General features: G+C 69.5%; 8 protein-coding genes. 7 read left to right on the plus strand and 1 reads right to left on the minus strand.

Features of this window, described 5'->3' with window-relative positions:
- Positions 1 to 27 precede the first annotated feature (27 nt).
- Entirely contained in the window at positions 28 to 969 is a 942-nt protein-coding gene (locus AC3WQY_RS07090) for a GGDEF domain-containing protein (protein WP_285231931.1), read from the plus strand.
- Between the two features lie 112 nt (positions 970 to 1,081).
- Positions 1,082 to 1,381, plus strand: a complete 300-nt coding sequence (locus AC3WQY_RS07095) for a flagellar basal body rod protein FlgC (RefSeq protein WP_492706992.1) — start codon at positions 1,082 to 1,084, stop codon at positions 1,379 to 1,381.
- On the opposite strand, the gene AC3WQY_RS07100 is transcribed toward AC3WQY_RS07095, so the two are convergent.
- Positions 1,382 to 3,307, minus strand: a complete 1,926-nt coding sequence (locus AC3WQY_RS07100; RefSeq protein ID WP_492706994.1) for a bifunctional 2',3'-cyclic-nucleotide 2'-phosphodiesterase/3'-nucleotidase — start codon at positions 3,305 to 3,307, stop codon at positions 1,382 to 1,384.
- A gap of 194 nt (positions 3,308 to 3,501) precedes the next feature.
- Between AC3WQY_RS07100 and AC3WQY_RS07105 the strand changes: the two genes are divergently transcribed.
- The 5 genes from AC3WQY_RS07105 (at position 3,502) to AC3WQY_RS07125 (ending at position 13,686) form a co-directional block, all read left to right on the plus strand.
- A complete protein-coding gene (locus AC3WQY_RS07105) occupies positions 3,502 to 4,749 on the plus strand; it encodes a 3-methyl-2-oxobutanoate dehydrogenase (2-methylpropanoyl-transferring) subunit alpha (RefSeq protein WP_492706996.1) in 1,248 nt (415 codons plus the stop codon).
- On the plus strand, positions 4,746 to 5,804 hold the full coding sequence (locus tag AC3WQY_RS07110) for an alpha-ketoacid dehydrogenase subunit beta (RefSeq protein ID WP_425334623.1): 1,059 nt from the start codon (positions 4,746 to 4,748) through the stop codon (positions 5,802 to 5,804). The genes AC3WQY_RS07105 and AC3WQY_RS07110 overlap by 4 nt, the downstream gene beginning before the upstream one ends.
- Complete coding sequence (locus AC3WQY_RS07115) at positions 5,804 to 7,078, plus strand: dihydrolipoamide acetyltransferase family protein (protein ID WP_492706998.1); 1,275 nt, start codon at positions 5,804 to 5,806, stop codon at positions 7,076 to 7,078. The genes AC3WQY_RS07110 and AC3WQY_RS07115 overlap by 1 nt, the downstream gene beginning before the upstream one ends.
- Before the next feature lie 73 nt (positions 7,079 to 7,151).
- Positions 7,152 to 8,462, plus strand: coding sequence for a prephenate-dependent tRNA uridine(34) hydroxylase TrhP (gene trhP, locus AC3WQY_RS07120; protein ID WP_492707000.1), 1,311 nt, complete (start codon positions 7,152 to 7,154; stop codon positions 8,460 to 8,462).
- 418 nt (positions 8,463 to 8,880) lie between these two features.
- On the plus strand, positions 8,881 to 13,686 hold the full coding sequence (locus AC3WQY_RS07125; RefSeq protein ID WP_492707002.1) for an NAD-glutamate dehydrogenase: 4,806 nt from the start codon (positions 8,881 to 8,883) through the stop codon (positions 13,684 to 13,686).
- The last annotated feature ends 11 nt before the right edge of the window (positions 13,687 to 13,697 follow it).

A 13,697-nucleotide genomic window follows, 5' to 3' on the forward strand; every position in this document is an offset into this window, starting at 1 on the left:
ACCATGGTCAATACCAAGGAGAACCGAATGCAAGCCACCACCCCCGCGGCCAGCGAGCCCGCAGCCGATGTGATCGCCGCCCGCATGCGCGCCCTGCTGGTGCGCGCGCCGATGGCGGTGGCCTTCGTCAGCGGGCCCGGCTTCGAGGTGGTGAGCGAACAGTTCAACCACCTGTTCGGCCATGGCGACGAGACCGATCTGTGCGGGCAGACCACGCGCAGCGTGCATGTCTCGGACACCGCCCATGCCGGCGTGCTGGAGCGCCAGGGCGCCGCCTTTGCGGCCGGCCGGCCGCTGGACGAGGAGATCGAATATGTGCGCCGCGACGGCTCGCGCTTCTGGGGCCGACTGCAGGCCACGCCGGTGCACTGGGATGCGCCCGCCGGCGAGGCGCTCTGGATCGTCGAGGACGTGACCGCGGCGCGCCAGCTGCGTCTGCAACCCACCTGGACCGCCAAGCACGATGTGCTCACCGAGCTGGCGAATCGCCGCGAGTTCGAGCGCCGCCTGGCCGAGCATGTGGGCAGCCGCCGGCACGAGCCGGTGTCGGTGCTGTGGGTGGATGTGGACCGTTTTACCGAGGTGGTGCACGGCATGGGCACCGAGGTGGCCGACCATTTCCTCTATGGCCTGGGCCAGATGCTGATCACCAAGGTGCGCGCCTCCGACCTGGTGGCGCGCCTGGAGAACGACCATTTCGCCGTGCTGCTGCCCGACTGCGACCAGCATTACGCCCAGATCGTGGCCGAGAAGATGCGCGCGTCGGTGGCCGGCTACCGCCTGCGCTGGGGCCTGCACCGCACGCGCGTGAAGGCCAGCCTGGGCGTGGTGCAGCTCCATCCCACGCTGGAAACCGTGGACGCGGTGCTGGGCGCCGGCTCGCTGGCCTGTGCCGAGGCCAAGGCGGCGGGCGGCGATTGCGTGCGCGTGTTCGTCTCCAACGGCGGTTTCGAGGAGCTGGCCGGTTGATGACCGCATGAATTGAGGGTTTTTTACCCTTCAGTTCTAAAGTCCGGCGGCGCGCTGCCGATATGCAGGGAAATCACCCGGCATATCGCCTGCAGTCTGGAGCGCCGCCATCATGTCCATCAGCCTTTCCACCGCCCTGTCCGGCATGTCCGCGGCCCAGGAGAGGCTGCGCGCGGCCGCCAGCAACATCGCCTCCTCGGGCACCGGCGATCTGCGCCGGCTGCAGGTCGAGGCCCAGACCGTCGAGGGCGGTGGCGTGAAGGCGCAGCTGCGCCAGGTGCCGGCCAGCGGCCAGGTGCCCGAGCAGGACCTCATCAACCAGCATGGTGCCACCTATGCCTTCGTGGCCAATCTGCGCGTGCTGCAGACCCAGGTGCGCGCCGAGGGCGCGCTGCTGGACATCCAGGCCTGATCAGGGCGCGGGGCCGGCCCCGCTCAGCTCGTAGAGCGCCGAACCGTCGCCCAGCTCACGCACCAGGCGCACCGCCGGTGTGGCGGCCAGATGGGCGATGCCGCCCAGCCCCGAGACGAATTGCAGCCGCACGCCCGGCACCGGCCGGATGCGCCAGTTGCCATCCGCGCTGGGGTTGACGCGCTTGGTGTCGGCCAGGTACTCGGCCAGCGCGGCGCGGTTCTCGTCGGGCGCGTCCACCACGATGCGTTCCGGGCCCAGGCCGGGGAAATGCCCGCCGCCGCTGGCGCGGTAGTTGTTGGTGACGACCAGGAATTCGGCCTCGTCATCGATCGTCGCGCCGCGGTAGCTCAGGCCCAGGATGCGATGCGACTGCGGCTGCACGAGCCGCCCCTCGAGGTCGTAGCGCGCCGGCTGGCTCACATCGATCTCGTAGGCGAGCCCGTCCAGGGTGTCGAAGTTGAAGCTCGGAAAGCGCGGCTCGATCAGGGCCTGCTCGGCCGGGCCCGCCGGGTCGATCTGGCGGAACTGGCCCGCCGCCATCTCCAGCCATTCGCGCAGCTCGCGGCCCTTGAGCTTGAGCCCCTTGATGGTGTTGGGGTAGACATAGAGATCGGCCACATGCTTGATGGCCAGGGGGCCGGCCGGGATGTCGGTGTAGTGGCTCCAGCCCTGGCGCCCGCCGCTCTTGAAGGGCGCCGCGGCCGACACCAGCGGCAGGCCCTCGTAGGCCGTGCCCTTCACCGCGCGCGCCATGTAGGCGAGCTGGGCCTGCGCCACCAGCTGCACCGAGGGATCGTCGGCCACCTGGGCAAAGTAGCTGTGGATGGGCGCCTCGGTGCTGGCCACCTGCTGGCGCACATAGTCCAGCGTGCGCGCATGCTCGTCGGCGATCAGGCGCGCCGGTGCGGGGTCGGCCGCCACCAGGGCGCGGCGCGCCTGGCGGTCGTAGATGGGGCGCAGGCTGGCCTGGCTCTCGAGCACGCGCCAGCGCCCGGCGCTCCTGCGCAGGGTCAGGTCGATCAGGCCCAGATGGTCGCCCCAGCGGCCCGGCATCACCGCGGGCAGGCCGTGCAGGCGCCCGGCCTTGGCATCGACGCCCGGCAGCCCCTCGAACTCGGGGCCGGGGAACTGCGCGTGGGCATGGCCCAGCAGCAGCAGGTCAAGACCTGGCACCTGGGCCAGCCTGACGGCGGCGTTCTCGGCCAGCGGCGCCGAGGCCTGGGCTTCGATGCCGGTGTGGGCGATCGCGATCACCAGGTCGGCGCCGGCGGCGCGCAGCCTGGGCACCAGCGCGCGCGCCGTCTCCACCATGTCTTGCGCCTGCACGCGGCCGCTCAGGTGCTGTTTGTCCCATTGCATGATCTGCGGCGGCACCAGGCCGAACACCGCAATCTTGAGCCGCTGCGGCCGGCCGGCTTCGTCCTTGAACTGGCGCTGCAGCATCACGCTGGGCGTGAAGGCGGGCTGGCCATTGCCGGCCAGCCGCACGTTCGCGTTCACATAGGGAAAGCGCGCGCCGGCCAGGGCCTGGCGCAGAAAGGGCAGGCCGTAGTTGAACTCGTGGTTGCCGATATTGGCGGCGTCCACCCCGAGCTCGTTCAGCACCTTGAACGCCGGGTGAAGCTCACCCTGGGCGAGCGGCCGCACGCGCGCCACCAGATCGCCCAGCGGATTGCCTTGCAGCAGGTCGCCGTTGTCGAACAGCAGGCTGTTGGCCACCTCGGCGCGCGCCGCCTTGATCAGGGTGATGGTCTTGGCCAGGCCGTACTCATCGGTGGCCTGGTCGCGGTAGTAATCGTAGTTGAGCAGGCTCATGTGCACATCCGTGGTCTCGAGGATGCGCAGCTTCAGGTCGGCGGCATGGGCGCTGGCCAGGCTCAGCAGCAAGGACAGCGATGCAAACAACAGGCGGCGATTCAGCATGGGGCGCATGGTAGCCGGCTAGGGTTAGCGAGACCGCGGCGGGGCCCGCAGATTGCGCTACGCTAGCCCTGCGCAAGTGCCGCGCTGGTGATCCCGGCGTGGCGCCTGCTGGGCAGCGCGAGCCTCATCAAGCCCGCCGCTGCATCCAACCATGACAAGCCGCGCAGCCACTACCCTGCGCAGGAGCGAGCCGCATGAGCTATGAGCCTTTGCGTTTGCATGTCCCCGAGCCCACCGGGCGTCCGGGCTGCCATACCGATTTTTCCTATCTGAAGCTCTCGCCCGCCGGCGCGGTGCTGCAGCCGCCCATCGACGTGGCACCGGTGGAGATGGGTCCGCTGGCCTACAGCCTGGTGCGGGTGCTGGACGAGGAGGGCCGGGCGGTCGGCCCCTGGGCCCCCGAGCTGAGCGAGGCGCAACTGCTGCGCGGCCTGCGCACCATGCTGAAGACGCGCATCTTCGACGCCCGCATGCTGATCGCGCAGCGCCAGAAGAAGCTCAGCTTCTACATGCAGAGCCTGGGCGAGGAGGCGATCGGCAGCGCCCATGCGATGGCGCTGCACGATGGCGACATGTGCTTCCCCACCTACCGCCAGCAAAGCCTCTTGATCGCGCGCGACGACGTGCCCCTGGTGGACCTGATCTGCCAGCTGCTCTCCAACGAGCGCGACCCGCTCAAGGGCCGCCAGCTGCCGGTGATGTACTCGATCAAGCGCGCCGGCTTCTTCAGCATCAGCGGCAACCTCGCCACCCAGTTCATCCAGGCGGTGGGCTGGGCCATGGCCAGCGCCATCAAGGGCGACACCAGGATCGCCTCTGCCTGGATCGGCGACGGCGCCACCGCCGAGAGCGACTTCCACACCGCGCTGACCTTTGCCCATGTCTACCGCGCGCCGGTGATCCTGAATGTGGTGAACAACCAATGGGCGATCTCGACCTTCCAGGCGATTGCGGGCGGCGAGGGCACGACCTTCGCCGCGCGCGGCGTGGGCTGCGGCATCGCCTCGCTGCGTGTGGACGGCAATGACTTCCTGGCCGTCTACGCCGTCTCGCGCTGGGCCGCCGAGCGCGCGCGCCGCAACCTCGGGCCGACCCTGATCGAATGGGTGACCTACCGCGCCGGCCCGCACAGCACCTCGGACGACCCCAGCAAATACCGGCCCGCCGACGACTGGTCGCATTTCCCGCTGGGCGACCCGATTGCGCGCCTCAGGCAACACCTGACCCTCACCGGCATCTGGTCCGATTCCCAGCACGAGGCCCTGCAGGCCGAGCTGGAGGCCGAGGTGATCGCGGCGCAGAAGGAGGCTGAGCGCTATGGCAGCCTGGCCGACGGCCATATCCCGACGGCGGCCTCGATGTTCGAGGATGTCTACAAGGAGATGCCGCCGCACCTGAAGGATCAGCTGCGCCAGGTACACGAGCGAGGAGGCCGCGCATGAAACCCGAAGACCTGAGCCAGTTGCTCGAGGAGCAGCCCGCCGTCAGCACCATGACCATGATCCAGGCGCTGCGCTCGGCCATGGACGTGATGCTGGCGCGCGACCCCGATGTGGTGATCTTCGGCCAGGACGTGGGCTATTTCGGTGGCGTGTTCCGCTGCACCGATGGCCTGCAGGCCAGGTACGGCAAGCACCGCGTCTTCGATGCGCCGATCTCCGAGGGCGGCATCGTCGGCGTGGCGGTGGGCATGGGCGCCTATGGCCTGCGGCCGGTGGCCGAGATCCAGTTCGCCGACTATTTCTACCCGGCCTCCGACCAGATCGTTTCCGAGGCGGCGCGCCTGCGCTACCGCTCGGCCGGCGACTTCACCGCGCCGCTCACCATACGCATGCCCTGCGGCGGCGGCATCTATGGCGGCCAGACCCACAGCCAAAGCCCCGAGGCGCTGTTCACCCATGTCTGCGGCCTGCGCACCGTGATGCCCTCCAACCCCTATGACGCCAAGGGCCTGCTGATCGCGGCGATCGAATGCGACGACCCGGTGATCTTTCTGGAGCCCAAGCGCCTCTACAACGGGCCCTTCGACGGCCACCACGACCGCCCCTCCACGCCCTGGACCGACCATCCGCTGAGCCAGGTGCCCGAGGGCCATTACCGCGTGCCGCTGGAGAGCGCGTCGGTCTATCGCGCCGGCAGCCAGCTGAGCGTGATCACCTACGGCACCATGGTCTATGTGGCCGAGGCGGCGGCGCGCGAGACCGGCATCGATGCCGAGATCATCGACCTGCGCAGCATCTGGCCGCTGGACCTGCCGACCATCGTCAACTCGGTGAAGAAGACCGGCCGCTGCCTGGTGCTGCACGAGGCCACGCGCACCAGCGGCTTCGGTGCCGAGCTGCTGGCGCTGGTGCAGGAGCATTGCTTCTACCACCTGGAGGCGCCGATCGAACGCGTGGCGGGTTGGGACACACCTTACCCCCATGCCCAGGAATGGGACTATTTCCCCGGCCCGGCCCGCGTGGCGGCCGCGATGCAACGCGCGATGGAGTCGTGATGAGCGTACATGTGATCAAGATGCCGGATATCGGCGAAGGCATCGTCGAGGTGGAGCTGGTGGCCTGGCGCGTGCAGCCCGGCGAGCTGGTGAAGGAAGACCAGATCCTGGCCGATGTGATGACCGACAAGGCCACGGTGGAGATCCCCTCGCCGGTGCATGGCCGCGTGGCCGAACTGGGCGCCGCGGCCGGCACGGTGATGCGGGTGGGTGCGGCGCTGATCAAGATCGATATGGAAGAAGGCGACGCGGCGCCGGCCGCGGCGCCCACGCCCGCGCCGGCTGCCCCGGCACCGGTGCAGGCAAGACCTGCCCCCGCGGTGCCGGCGGCGCTGCCCATGGCCGCGCCAGCGCTGGCGCATGAGCGCCCGATCGCCTCGCCCTCGGTGCGCCGCCAGGCCTGGGAGCTGGGTGTGGACCTGAGCCAGGTGCGCGCCAGCGGCACCGCCGGCCGCATCATGCATGCCGATCTGGAAGCCTATGCGGCGGCCCATCCGCAGCGCAGTGCGCGTGTCTCAGCGCCAACGCCAGCAGCGGCGGCCGCAGCGCCGCGGCCGCCGGCCATCACCGGCAGCGATGCCGTCGAGGCCATCCCCATCATCGGCCTGCGCCGCAAGATCGCGCAGAAGATGCAGGAGGCCAAGCGCCGCATCCCGCATTTCAGCTATGTGGAGGAGGTGGACGTCACCGAGCTGGAGGCGCTGCGCCAGACGCTCAACCAGCAGCATGGCGCCACGCGCGGCAAGCTCACCCTGCTGCCGCTGCTGGCGCGCGCCATCTGCCGCGCGCTGCGTCAGCATCCGCAGCTCAATGCCCGGCTGGACGACGAGGCCGGCGTGCTGACGCGTTTCGATGCGGTGCATCTGGGCATCGCCACCCAGACCCCGGCCGGCCTGATGGTGCCGGTGCTGCGCCATGCCGAGGCGCTGGACCCCTGGTGCTGCGCCGCCGAGATCCGCCGCCTCGCCGAGGTGGCGCGCAGCGGCCGCGCTACGCGCGACGAGCTCAGCGGCTCCACCATCACCCTCAGCAGCCTGGGCGCGCTGGGTGGCATCGTCAGCACACCGGTGATCAACCATCCCGAGGTGGCCATCGTCGGCGTGAACCGCATCGTCGAGCGGCCGATGCTGCGCGGCGGCCTGGTGGTGGGGCGGCAGATGATGAATCTCTCGTCCTCCTTCGATCACCGCGTGGTCGATGGCCAGGTGGCGGCGGAGTTCATCCAGGCCATCCGGGGCATGCTGGAGAGCCCGGCCCTGCTGTTTGTGGATTGATCTGGCTCAAAGGAGTGCGAGGCGGGCGCTTGCGCTGAGCAGGCGGGGGCGATGGGCTGGAGACAATCCCGCGATGTCACTCAAAGCCCCCGAACTCCTGCTCCCTGCCGGCTCGCTCGCCAAGATGCGCGCCGCCTATGACTTTGGCGCCGATGCCGTCTATGCCGGCCAGCCGCGCTATTCGCTGCGCGCCCGCAACAACGAATTCCGCCTCGAACAGCTTGCCGAGGGCATCGCCGAGGCGCATGCGCGTGGCAAGAAGTTCTTCGTCACCAGCAATCTGATCGCCCACAACGACAAGGTGCGCACCTATCTGCGCGACATCGAACCGGTGATCGCGCTCAAGCCCGACGCGCTCATCATGGCCGACGCCGGCCTGATCATGCAGGTACGCGAACGCTGGCCCGAGACGCCTATCCACCTCTCGGTGCAGGCCAACACCACCAACTGGGCGGCGGTGAAGTTCTGGCAGAAGATGGGCGTGGCGCGGGTGATCCTCTCGCGCGAACTCAGCCTGGAAGAGATCGAGGGCATACGCCAGGAATGCCCGGACATGGAGATCGAGGTGTTCGTGCACGGCGCGCTGTGCATCGCCTACTCGGGGCGCTGCCTGCTCTCGGGCTATTTCAACCGACGCGATTCCAACCAGGGTACCTGCACCAATGCCTGCCGCTGGTGCTATGACACGCACGAGGCCGGCAACTGCGGCGATACCGGCGAGGCTGTGCCGATCGCGCCGCCGGCCCGTGCCGACCGCCACCCCGCCGCCGAGCAGCTCTACCTGATCGAGGAGCAGGGCCGGCCCGGCGAGCTGATGCCCATCATGGAAGACGAGCATGGCACCTACATCATGAACAGCAAGGACCTGCGCGCGGTCGAGCATGTGGAGCGGCTGGCGCGCATCGGCGTGGATTCGCTCAAGATCGAGGGCCGCACCAAGAGCCTCTACTACGTGGCGCGCACCGCCCAGGTCTACCGCCGCGCCATCGACGATGCGGTGGCGGGGCGGGCCTTCAATCCCGAGCTGATGCTGGAGCTGGAGGGCCTGGCCAACCGCGGCTATACCAGCGGCTTCCTGGAGCGCCGCCCCAATCAGGATTACCAGAACTACCTCAGCGGCAGCTCGCAGCTGCAGCGCAGCCATTTCGTGGCCGAGGTGCGAGGTGTGCGCGCGGACGGCTGGGTCGAGGTGGAGACCAAGAACCGCTTCGAGGTGGGCGACGAGCTGGAGCTGATCCACCCGGGCGGCAACCGGCGCCTGCGCCTCACCCAGATGCAGGACGCCGAGGGCCGCGCCATCCAGGTGGCGCCCGGCAGCCCCTTGCGCGTCTGGCTGCCGCTGGGCCAGCCGGCCGAGGGTGGCCTGCTGGCGCGCCTGCTCTAGGGCCTGTTAACACTACGTCTGCCTGATGCGTTGCCACACAAATCGCCGTGAACTAGGCGCAAAACGAAACCGGGGTAGCCCCCCGGTGAGGCTTTGCAACGACGTGCACGGCGATTTGTGTGGCAACCCTCCGGGAGCGGGGTTGAAAGGGCCCCACGCGTCGTTGAACTCCTAGCCCAGGCGGCCAGCCTGGGCGTCGTCGTCCGCCTAGATTGGGGCCCTTTCAGCCCCGCTCGCACAGGCAGACGTAGTGTTAACAGGCCCTAGCGCTGTAGCAACAACAGCGGCATGCGCCGAACAGAATTTGGCGCTGCCGCGCCCCGAGCTTGGCCGCCTGTGGCAGGCTTGGGATACTTGGCCGACAAGCCGGCAAAACCGGCACAGGCAACGGGCTGACTAGGCCCAAGGAGACAAGTTGATGAATGACGCCACCGAGACCGCGCACCACGAACGCATGGAGGCCGTGCTGGCCATGGCCTGCGAGCGCCTGCCCGCCGATCAGCACGCCATGCTGGAGAATTTCGCGCGCGGCTGCTTCCGCCAGTTCGATGCCGAAGACTGGGCCGAGCGCCGCAACGAGGACCTCTGCGGCGCCTTGCTCTCGCACTGGCAGTTCGGCGCCGCGCGCGCGGCCGGGCGGCCCAAGGTGCGGGTGTTCAGCCCCACCATGGCCGAGCATGGCTGGAGTTCGCGCCATTCGGTGATCGAGATCGTCAACGACGACATGCCGTTTCTGGTCGACTCCGCCTCGGCCGAGATCAACCGCCAGGGCCTGACCCTGCACCTGATCGTCCACCCGATCTTCGCGGTGCAGCGCGCCGCCGACGGCGCGCTGACGGCGCTGCAGGCGCGCGCCCAGGCGCCGCAGGACGGGCGCGAATCGTGGATGTATATCGAGGTCGACCGCCTGGTCGATCCGCAGCAGCGCGCCGAACTGGCGGCCGGCATCGAGCGCGTGCTGGCCGATGTGCGCGCCGCGGTGGAGGACTGGCAGCCCATGCTGGCACGCCTGCGCGCGGCCGCCGCCGAGCTGGCCCCGCTCGAGCAGGTGCTGCCCAACGCCCAGGTGGCGGAGAGCCGCGCCTTCCTGGAATGGCTGGCCGACGAACACCTGACCCTGCTGGGCTACCGCCAACATGAGCTGGTGGAGGAGCAGGGCGCCGATGCGCTGCGCCTGGTGCCCGGCAGCGGCCTGGGCGTGCTGCGCGAGAGCGAGGCCGAGCAGCGCAGTGGCAGCATCACCGTGCTGCCCGCGAATGCGCGCGCGCTGGCGCGTGCGCCCACGCCGCCGCTGGTGGTCACCAAGGCCAACACCCGCTCCACCGTGCACCGGCCCGGCTATACCGACTACATCGGCGTGAAGCGCTACGACGCGCAGGGCCGGGTGGTGGGCGAGCACCGCTTCCTGGGCCTCTTCACCTCCACCGCCTACAGCGCGCGCGTGTCCGAGACGCCGTTGCTGCGCGACAAGGTGGGCGCGATCGCCGAGCGCGCCGGCCTGCCGCCGGGCGGCCATCTGGCCAAGGCGCTGCACCACATCCTCGAAACCTATCCGCGCGACGAGCTGTTCCAGATCGCCGACGACGAGCTCTACGAAACCGCGCTGGGCATCCTCTCGCTGGGCGAACGCCAGCGCCTGCGCCTGTTCCTGCGCCGCGATCCCTTCGACCGCTTCGTCTCCTGCCTGGTCTATGTGCCGCGCGAGGCCTATGCGACCGATCTGCGCATCAAGTTCCAGGCCATCCTGATGGAGGCTTTTGCGGGCGTCAACGCCGACTTCAATGTGCTGCTCAGCGACACCGTGCTGGCGCGCATCCACTTCTACGTGCGCACCACGCCGGGCCAGGTGCCGGCGGTCGACCAGCGCGAGCTGGAGCTGCGCCTGGCCGAGGCCGCGCGCCGCTGGGGCGACCAGCTGCGCGATGCCCTCATCGAGGCCGAGGGCGACGCGCGCGGCATCGCGCTGTTCAAGCAATGGAGCGGCGCCTTCCCGCCCGAGTACCGCGAGCGCGTGAGCGCGCGTGCGGCCGTGCCGGACGTGCGCAAGATGGCCGCGCTGACCCCCGAGGCGCCGCTGGCCCTGGCCTTCTACCGGCCGCTGGGTGCGGCCGCCAACGCCCTGGGTTTCAAGGTCTACCGCCTGGGCGAGGCCATCGTGCTGTCCGACAGCCTGCCGATGCTGGAGCATATGGGCGTGCGTGTGCTGGGCGAGCAGAACTACCGAATCAACGAAAAGGGCGGGGCCATCTCGCTGCACGACTTCGAGCTGCAGGCCCAGCTCAACGAGGAGTTCGAGCCCGAGTTGCTGGCCAGCCTGTTCGAGGACTGCTTTGCGCGCGTGTTCCGCGGCGAGGTGGAGAACGACGACTTCAACCGCCTGGTGCTGCGTGGCGCACTGGCGGCCGACGAGATCGTGGTGCTGCGCGCCTATGCCAAGTACCTCAAGCAGATCGGCTTTGCGCTCTCGCAGGGCGCCATCGAGGCCACGCTGGGTGCGCACCCGCATCTGGCTCGCATGCTGGTGGCGCTGTTCAAGCTGCGCTTCGATCCCGCCACGGCCGATGAGCAGGGCGCGCAATCGCAGGTGAATGCGATCGAGCAGGCGCTGGACCGCGTCAGCAACCTCTCCGAGGACCGCGTGCTGCGCCAGCTGCTGGCGCTGATGAAGGCCACCCTGCGCACCAACTTCTGGCGCACCGGCACCGGCCACAGCGGTGCCGCCGGGCCGCGCCGCAGCTTCTTGAGCTTCAAGCTCGAGTCGGCCAAGGTGCCGGGCCTGCCCGAGCCCAAGCCGCTGTACGAGATCTTCGTCTACTCGCCGCGCTTCGAGGGCATCCACCTGCGCGGCGGCAAGGTGGCGCGCGGCGGCCTGCGCTGGTCGGACCGCCCGGAAGACTTCCGTACCGAGGTGCTGGGCCTGGTGAAGGCGCAGATGGTGAAGAACACGGTGATCGTGCCGGTGGGCTCCAAGGGCGGCTTTGTGCTGAAGAAGGCACCGCCGGCGAGCGAGCGCGACGCCTACCTCAAAGAAGGCGTGGCCTGCTACCAGGACTATCTGCGCGGCCTGCTGGACCTCACCGACAACCTGGCCGGCACGGCCCTGGTGCCGCCGCCCCAGGTGCGGCGCCTGGACGGCGACGACCCCTATCTGGTGGTGGCGGCCGACAAGGGCACGGCCACCTTCAGCGATTACGCCAATGCGGTGAGCAAGGAATACGGCCATTGGCTGGGCGACGCCTTTGCCTCGGGCGGCAGCGTCGGCTACGACCACAAGGCCATGGGCATCACCGCACGTGGCGCCTGGGAGAGCGTGAAGCGCTGTTTCCGCGAGCGCGGCCAGGACATCCAGAGCAGCGACTTCACGGTCGTCGGCGTGGGCGATATGTCGGGCGATGTGTTCGGCAACGGCATGCTGCTGTCGCGCCATATCCGGCTGCTGGCGGCCTTTGACCATCGCCATGTCTTCATCGATCCGAGCCCTGATGCGGCGCGCTCCTTTGCCGAGCGCGAGCGCCTCTTCAAGCTGCCGCGTTCCTCCTGGGCCGACTACGACACCGCGCTGATCTCGGCCGGCGGCGGGGTCTGGTCGCGTTCCGAGAAATCCATCCCGATCTCGCCGCAGGCGCGTGCGGCGCTGGGCATCGACGCCGAACGCCTCGCGCCCAACGAACTGCTCAGCGCCATCCTGCGGGCGCCGGTGGACCTGCTCTACAACGGCGGCATCGGCACCTATGTGAAGGCCAGCAGCGAGAGCCATGCCGAGGTGGGCGACCGCGCCAATGACGCGCTGCGCATCAATGGTTGCGAGCTACGCTGCAAGGTGGTGGGCGAGGGCGGCAATCTGGGCTTCACCCAGCGCGGCCGCATCGAGGCCGCCAGCCATGGCGTGGCGCTCAACACCGATGCGATCGACAACTCGGCCGGCGTCGATACCTCCGACCACGAGGTCAACATCAAGATCCTCTTGGGCCTGGCGAGCGCCGACGGCGAGATCACCGAGAAGCAGCGCAACAACGTGCTGGCCGAGATGACCGACGAGGTGGCCGCGCTGGTGCTGCGCGACAACTACTTCCAGACCCAGGCGCTCTCGGTCACCGGCCGCCTGGGCGTGGCCCTGCTGGACGAGGAGGCGCGCTTCATCCGCTTCCTGGAGAAGGCCGGGCGTCTGAATCGCGCCATCGAGTTCCTGCCCAGCGACGAGGAGATCGTCGAGCGCAAGGCGCGCGGCGTAGGCCTCACCACGCCCGAGCGCGCGGTGCTGCTGGCCTATTGCAAGATGTGGCTGTTCGACGAGATCGTGGCCTCCGAACTGCCCGAGGACGCCTGGATCAGCACCGCGCTGTACCGCTACTTCCCGGCCCAGCTGCGCGAGCGCTTTGGCGCCCATATCGCGCGCCATCCGCTCAAGCGCGAGATCATCGCCACCCATGTGCTCAACAGCATGGTGAACCGCGTCGGCTCGACCTTTGTGCACCGCCTGGCCGACGCCACCGGCATGCGCCCCGCCCAGGTGGTGCGCGCCTACCTGGCTACGCGCGAGGTGATGGGCCATGTGGAGTTGTGGCAGCAGGTCGAGGCGCTGGACAACCGTGTCGCCGACGCGGTGCAGTCCGAGCTGCTGATCGAGGAGGGCCGCCTGACCGCGCGCGCCACCGCCTGGTTCCTGCGCTCGCGCCGGCTGGCCGAGCCGCTGGAGCAGACCATCGCGCGCTTCACGCCGGCGGTGCAGGCCCTGCGCACGCAGCTGGCCGCGCAGGCCGAGGCCTCGCCCCTGGCCCAGGCCTGGGTGGCGGCCGGCGTGCCGGCGGCGCTGGCGCAGCGCGTGGCCAGCGCCGAGGGGCTGTATGCCGCGCTCGACATCGCCGAGCTGGCCGATGCCCTGCAACGCGATGTGGCCGAGGTGGCCGAGGTGCATGCCGAGGTGGAGCGTCGCCTGGGCCTGGCGCGGCTGCGCCAGCAGATCGAGGCCCTGCCGGCCGGCAGCTACTGGCAGGCCCTGGCCAAGGCCGCGCTGGGCGACGACCTCTGGGGCCTGCGGCGCGACATTGCGCAACAGGTCTTGATGGGCGGCGCGGGCGGTGCGAGCGCCCGCCTGGCGGCCTGGGAGCACGACAAGGCCGCGGCGCTGGAACGTTCGCAACGCCTCTTGGCCGAGCTGGCCGAGGCCAAGGGCGCCGACCTGGCGATGCTCTCCGTGGCGCTGCGCGAGTTGCGCAATGTGTAGCTGAGCGCCGC

It is taken from the genome of Roseateles sp. FW301-B2 (genome assembly GCF_058788955.1).

Bases quoted from the DNA above. Each gene is read 5' to 3' on its own strand.
- AC3WQY_RS07090 (WP_285231931.1), top strand. From the start codon at position 28: ATGCAAGCCACCACCCCCGCGGCCAGCGAGCCCGCAGCCGATGTGATC.
- AC3WQY_RS07095 (WP_492706992.1), top strand. From the start codon at position 1,082: ATGTCCATCAGCCTTTCCACCGCCCTGTCCGGCATGTCCGCGGCCCAG.
- AC3WQY_RS07100 (WP_492706994.1), bottom strand. From the start codon at position 3,307: ATGCTGAATCGCCGCCTGTTGTTTGCATCGCTGTCCTTGCTGCTGAGC.
- AC3WQY_RS07105 (WP_492706996.1), top strand. From the start codon at position 3,502: ATGAGCTATGAGCCTTTGCGTTTGCATGTCCCCGAGCCCACCGGGCGT.
- AC3WQY_RS07110 (WP_425334623.1), top strand. From the start codon at position 4,746: ATGAAACCCGAAGACCTGAGCCAGTTGCTCGAGGAGCAGCCCGCCGTC.
- AC3WQY_RS07115 (WP_492706998.1), top strand. From the start codon at position 5,804: ATGAGCGTACATGTGATCAAGATGCCGGATATCGGCGAAGGCATCGTC.
- trhP (WP_492707000.1), top strand. From the start codon at position 7,152: ATGTCACTCAAAGCCCCCGAACTCCTGCTCCCTGCCGGCTCGCTCGCC.
- AC3WQY_RS07125 (WP_492707002.1), top strand. From the start codon at position 8,881: ATGAATGACGCCACCGAGACCGCGCACCACGAACGCATGGAGGCCGTG.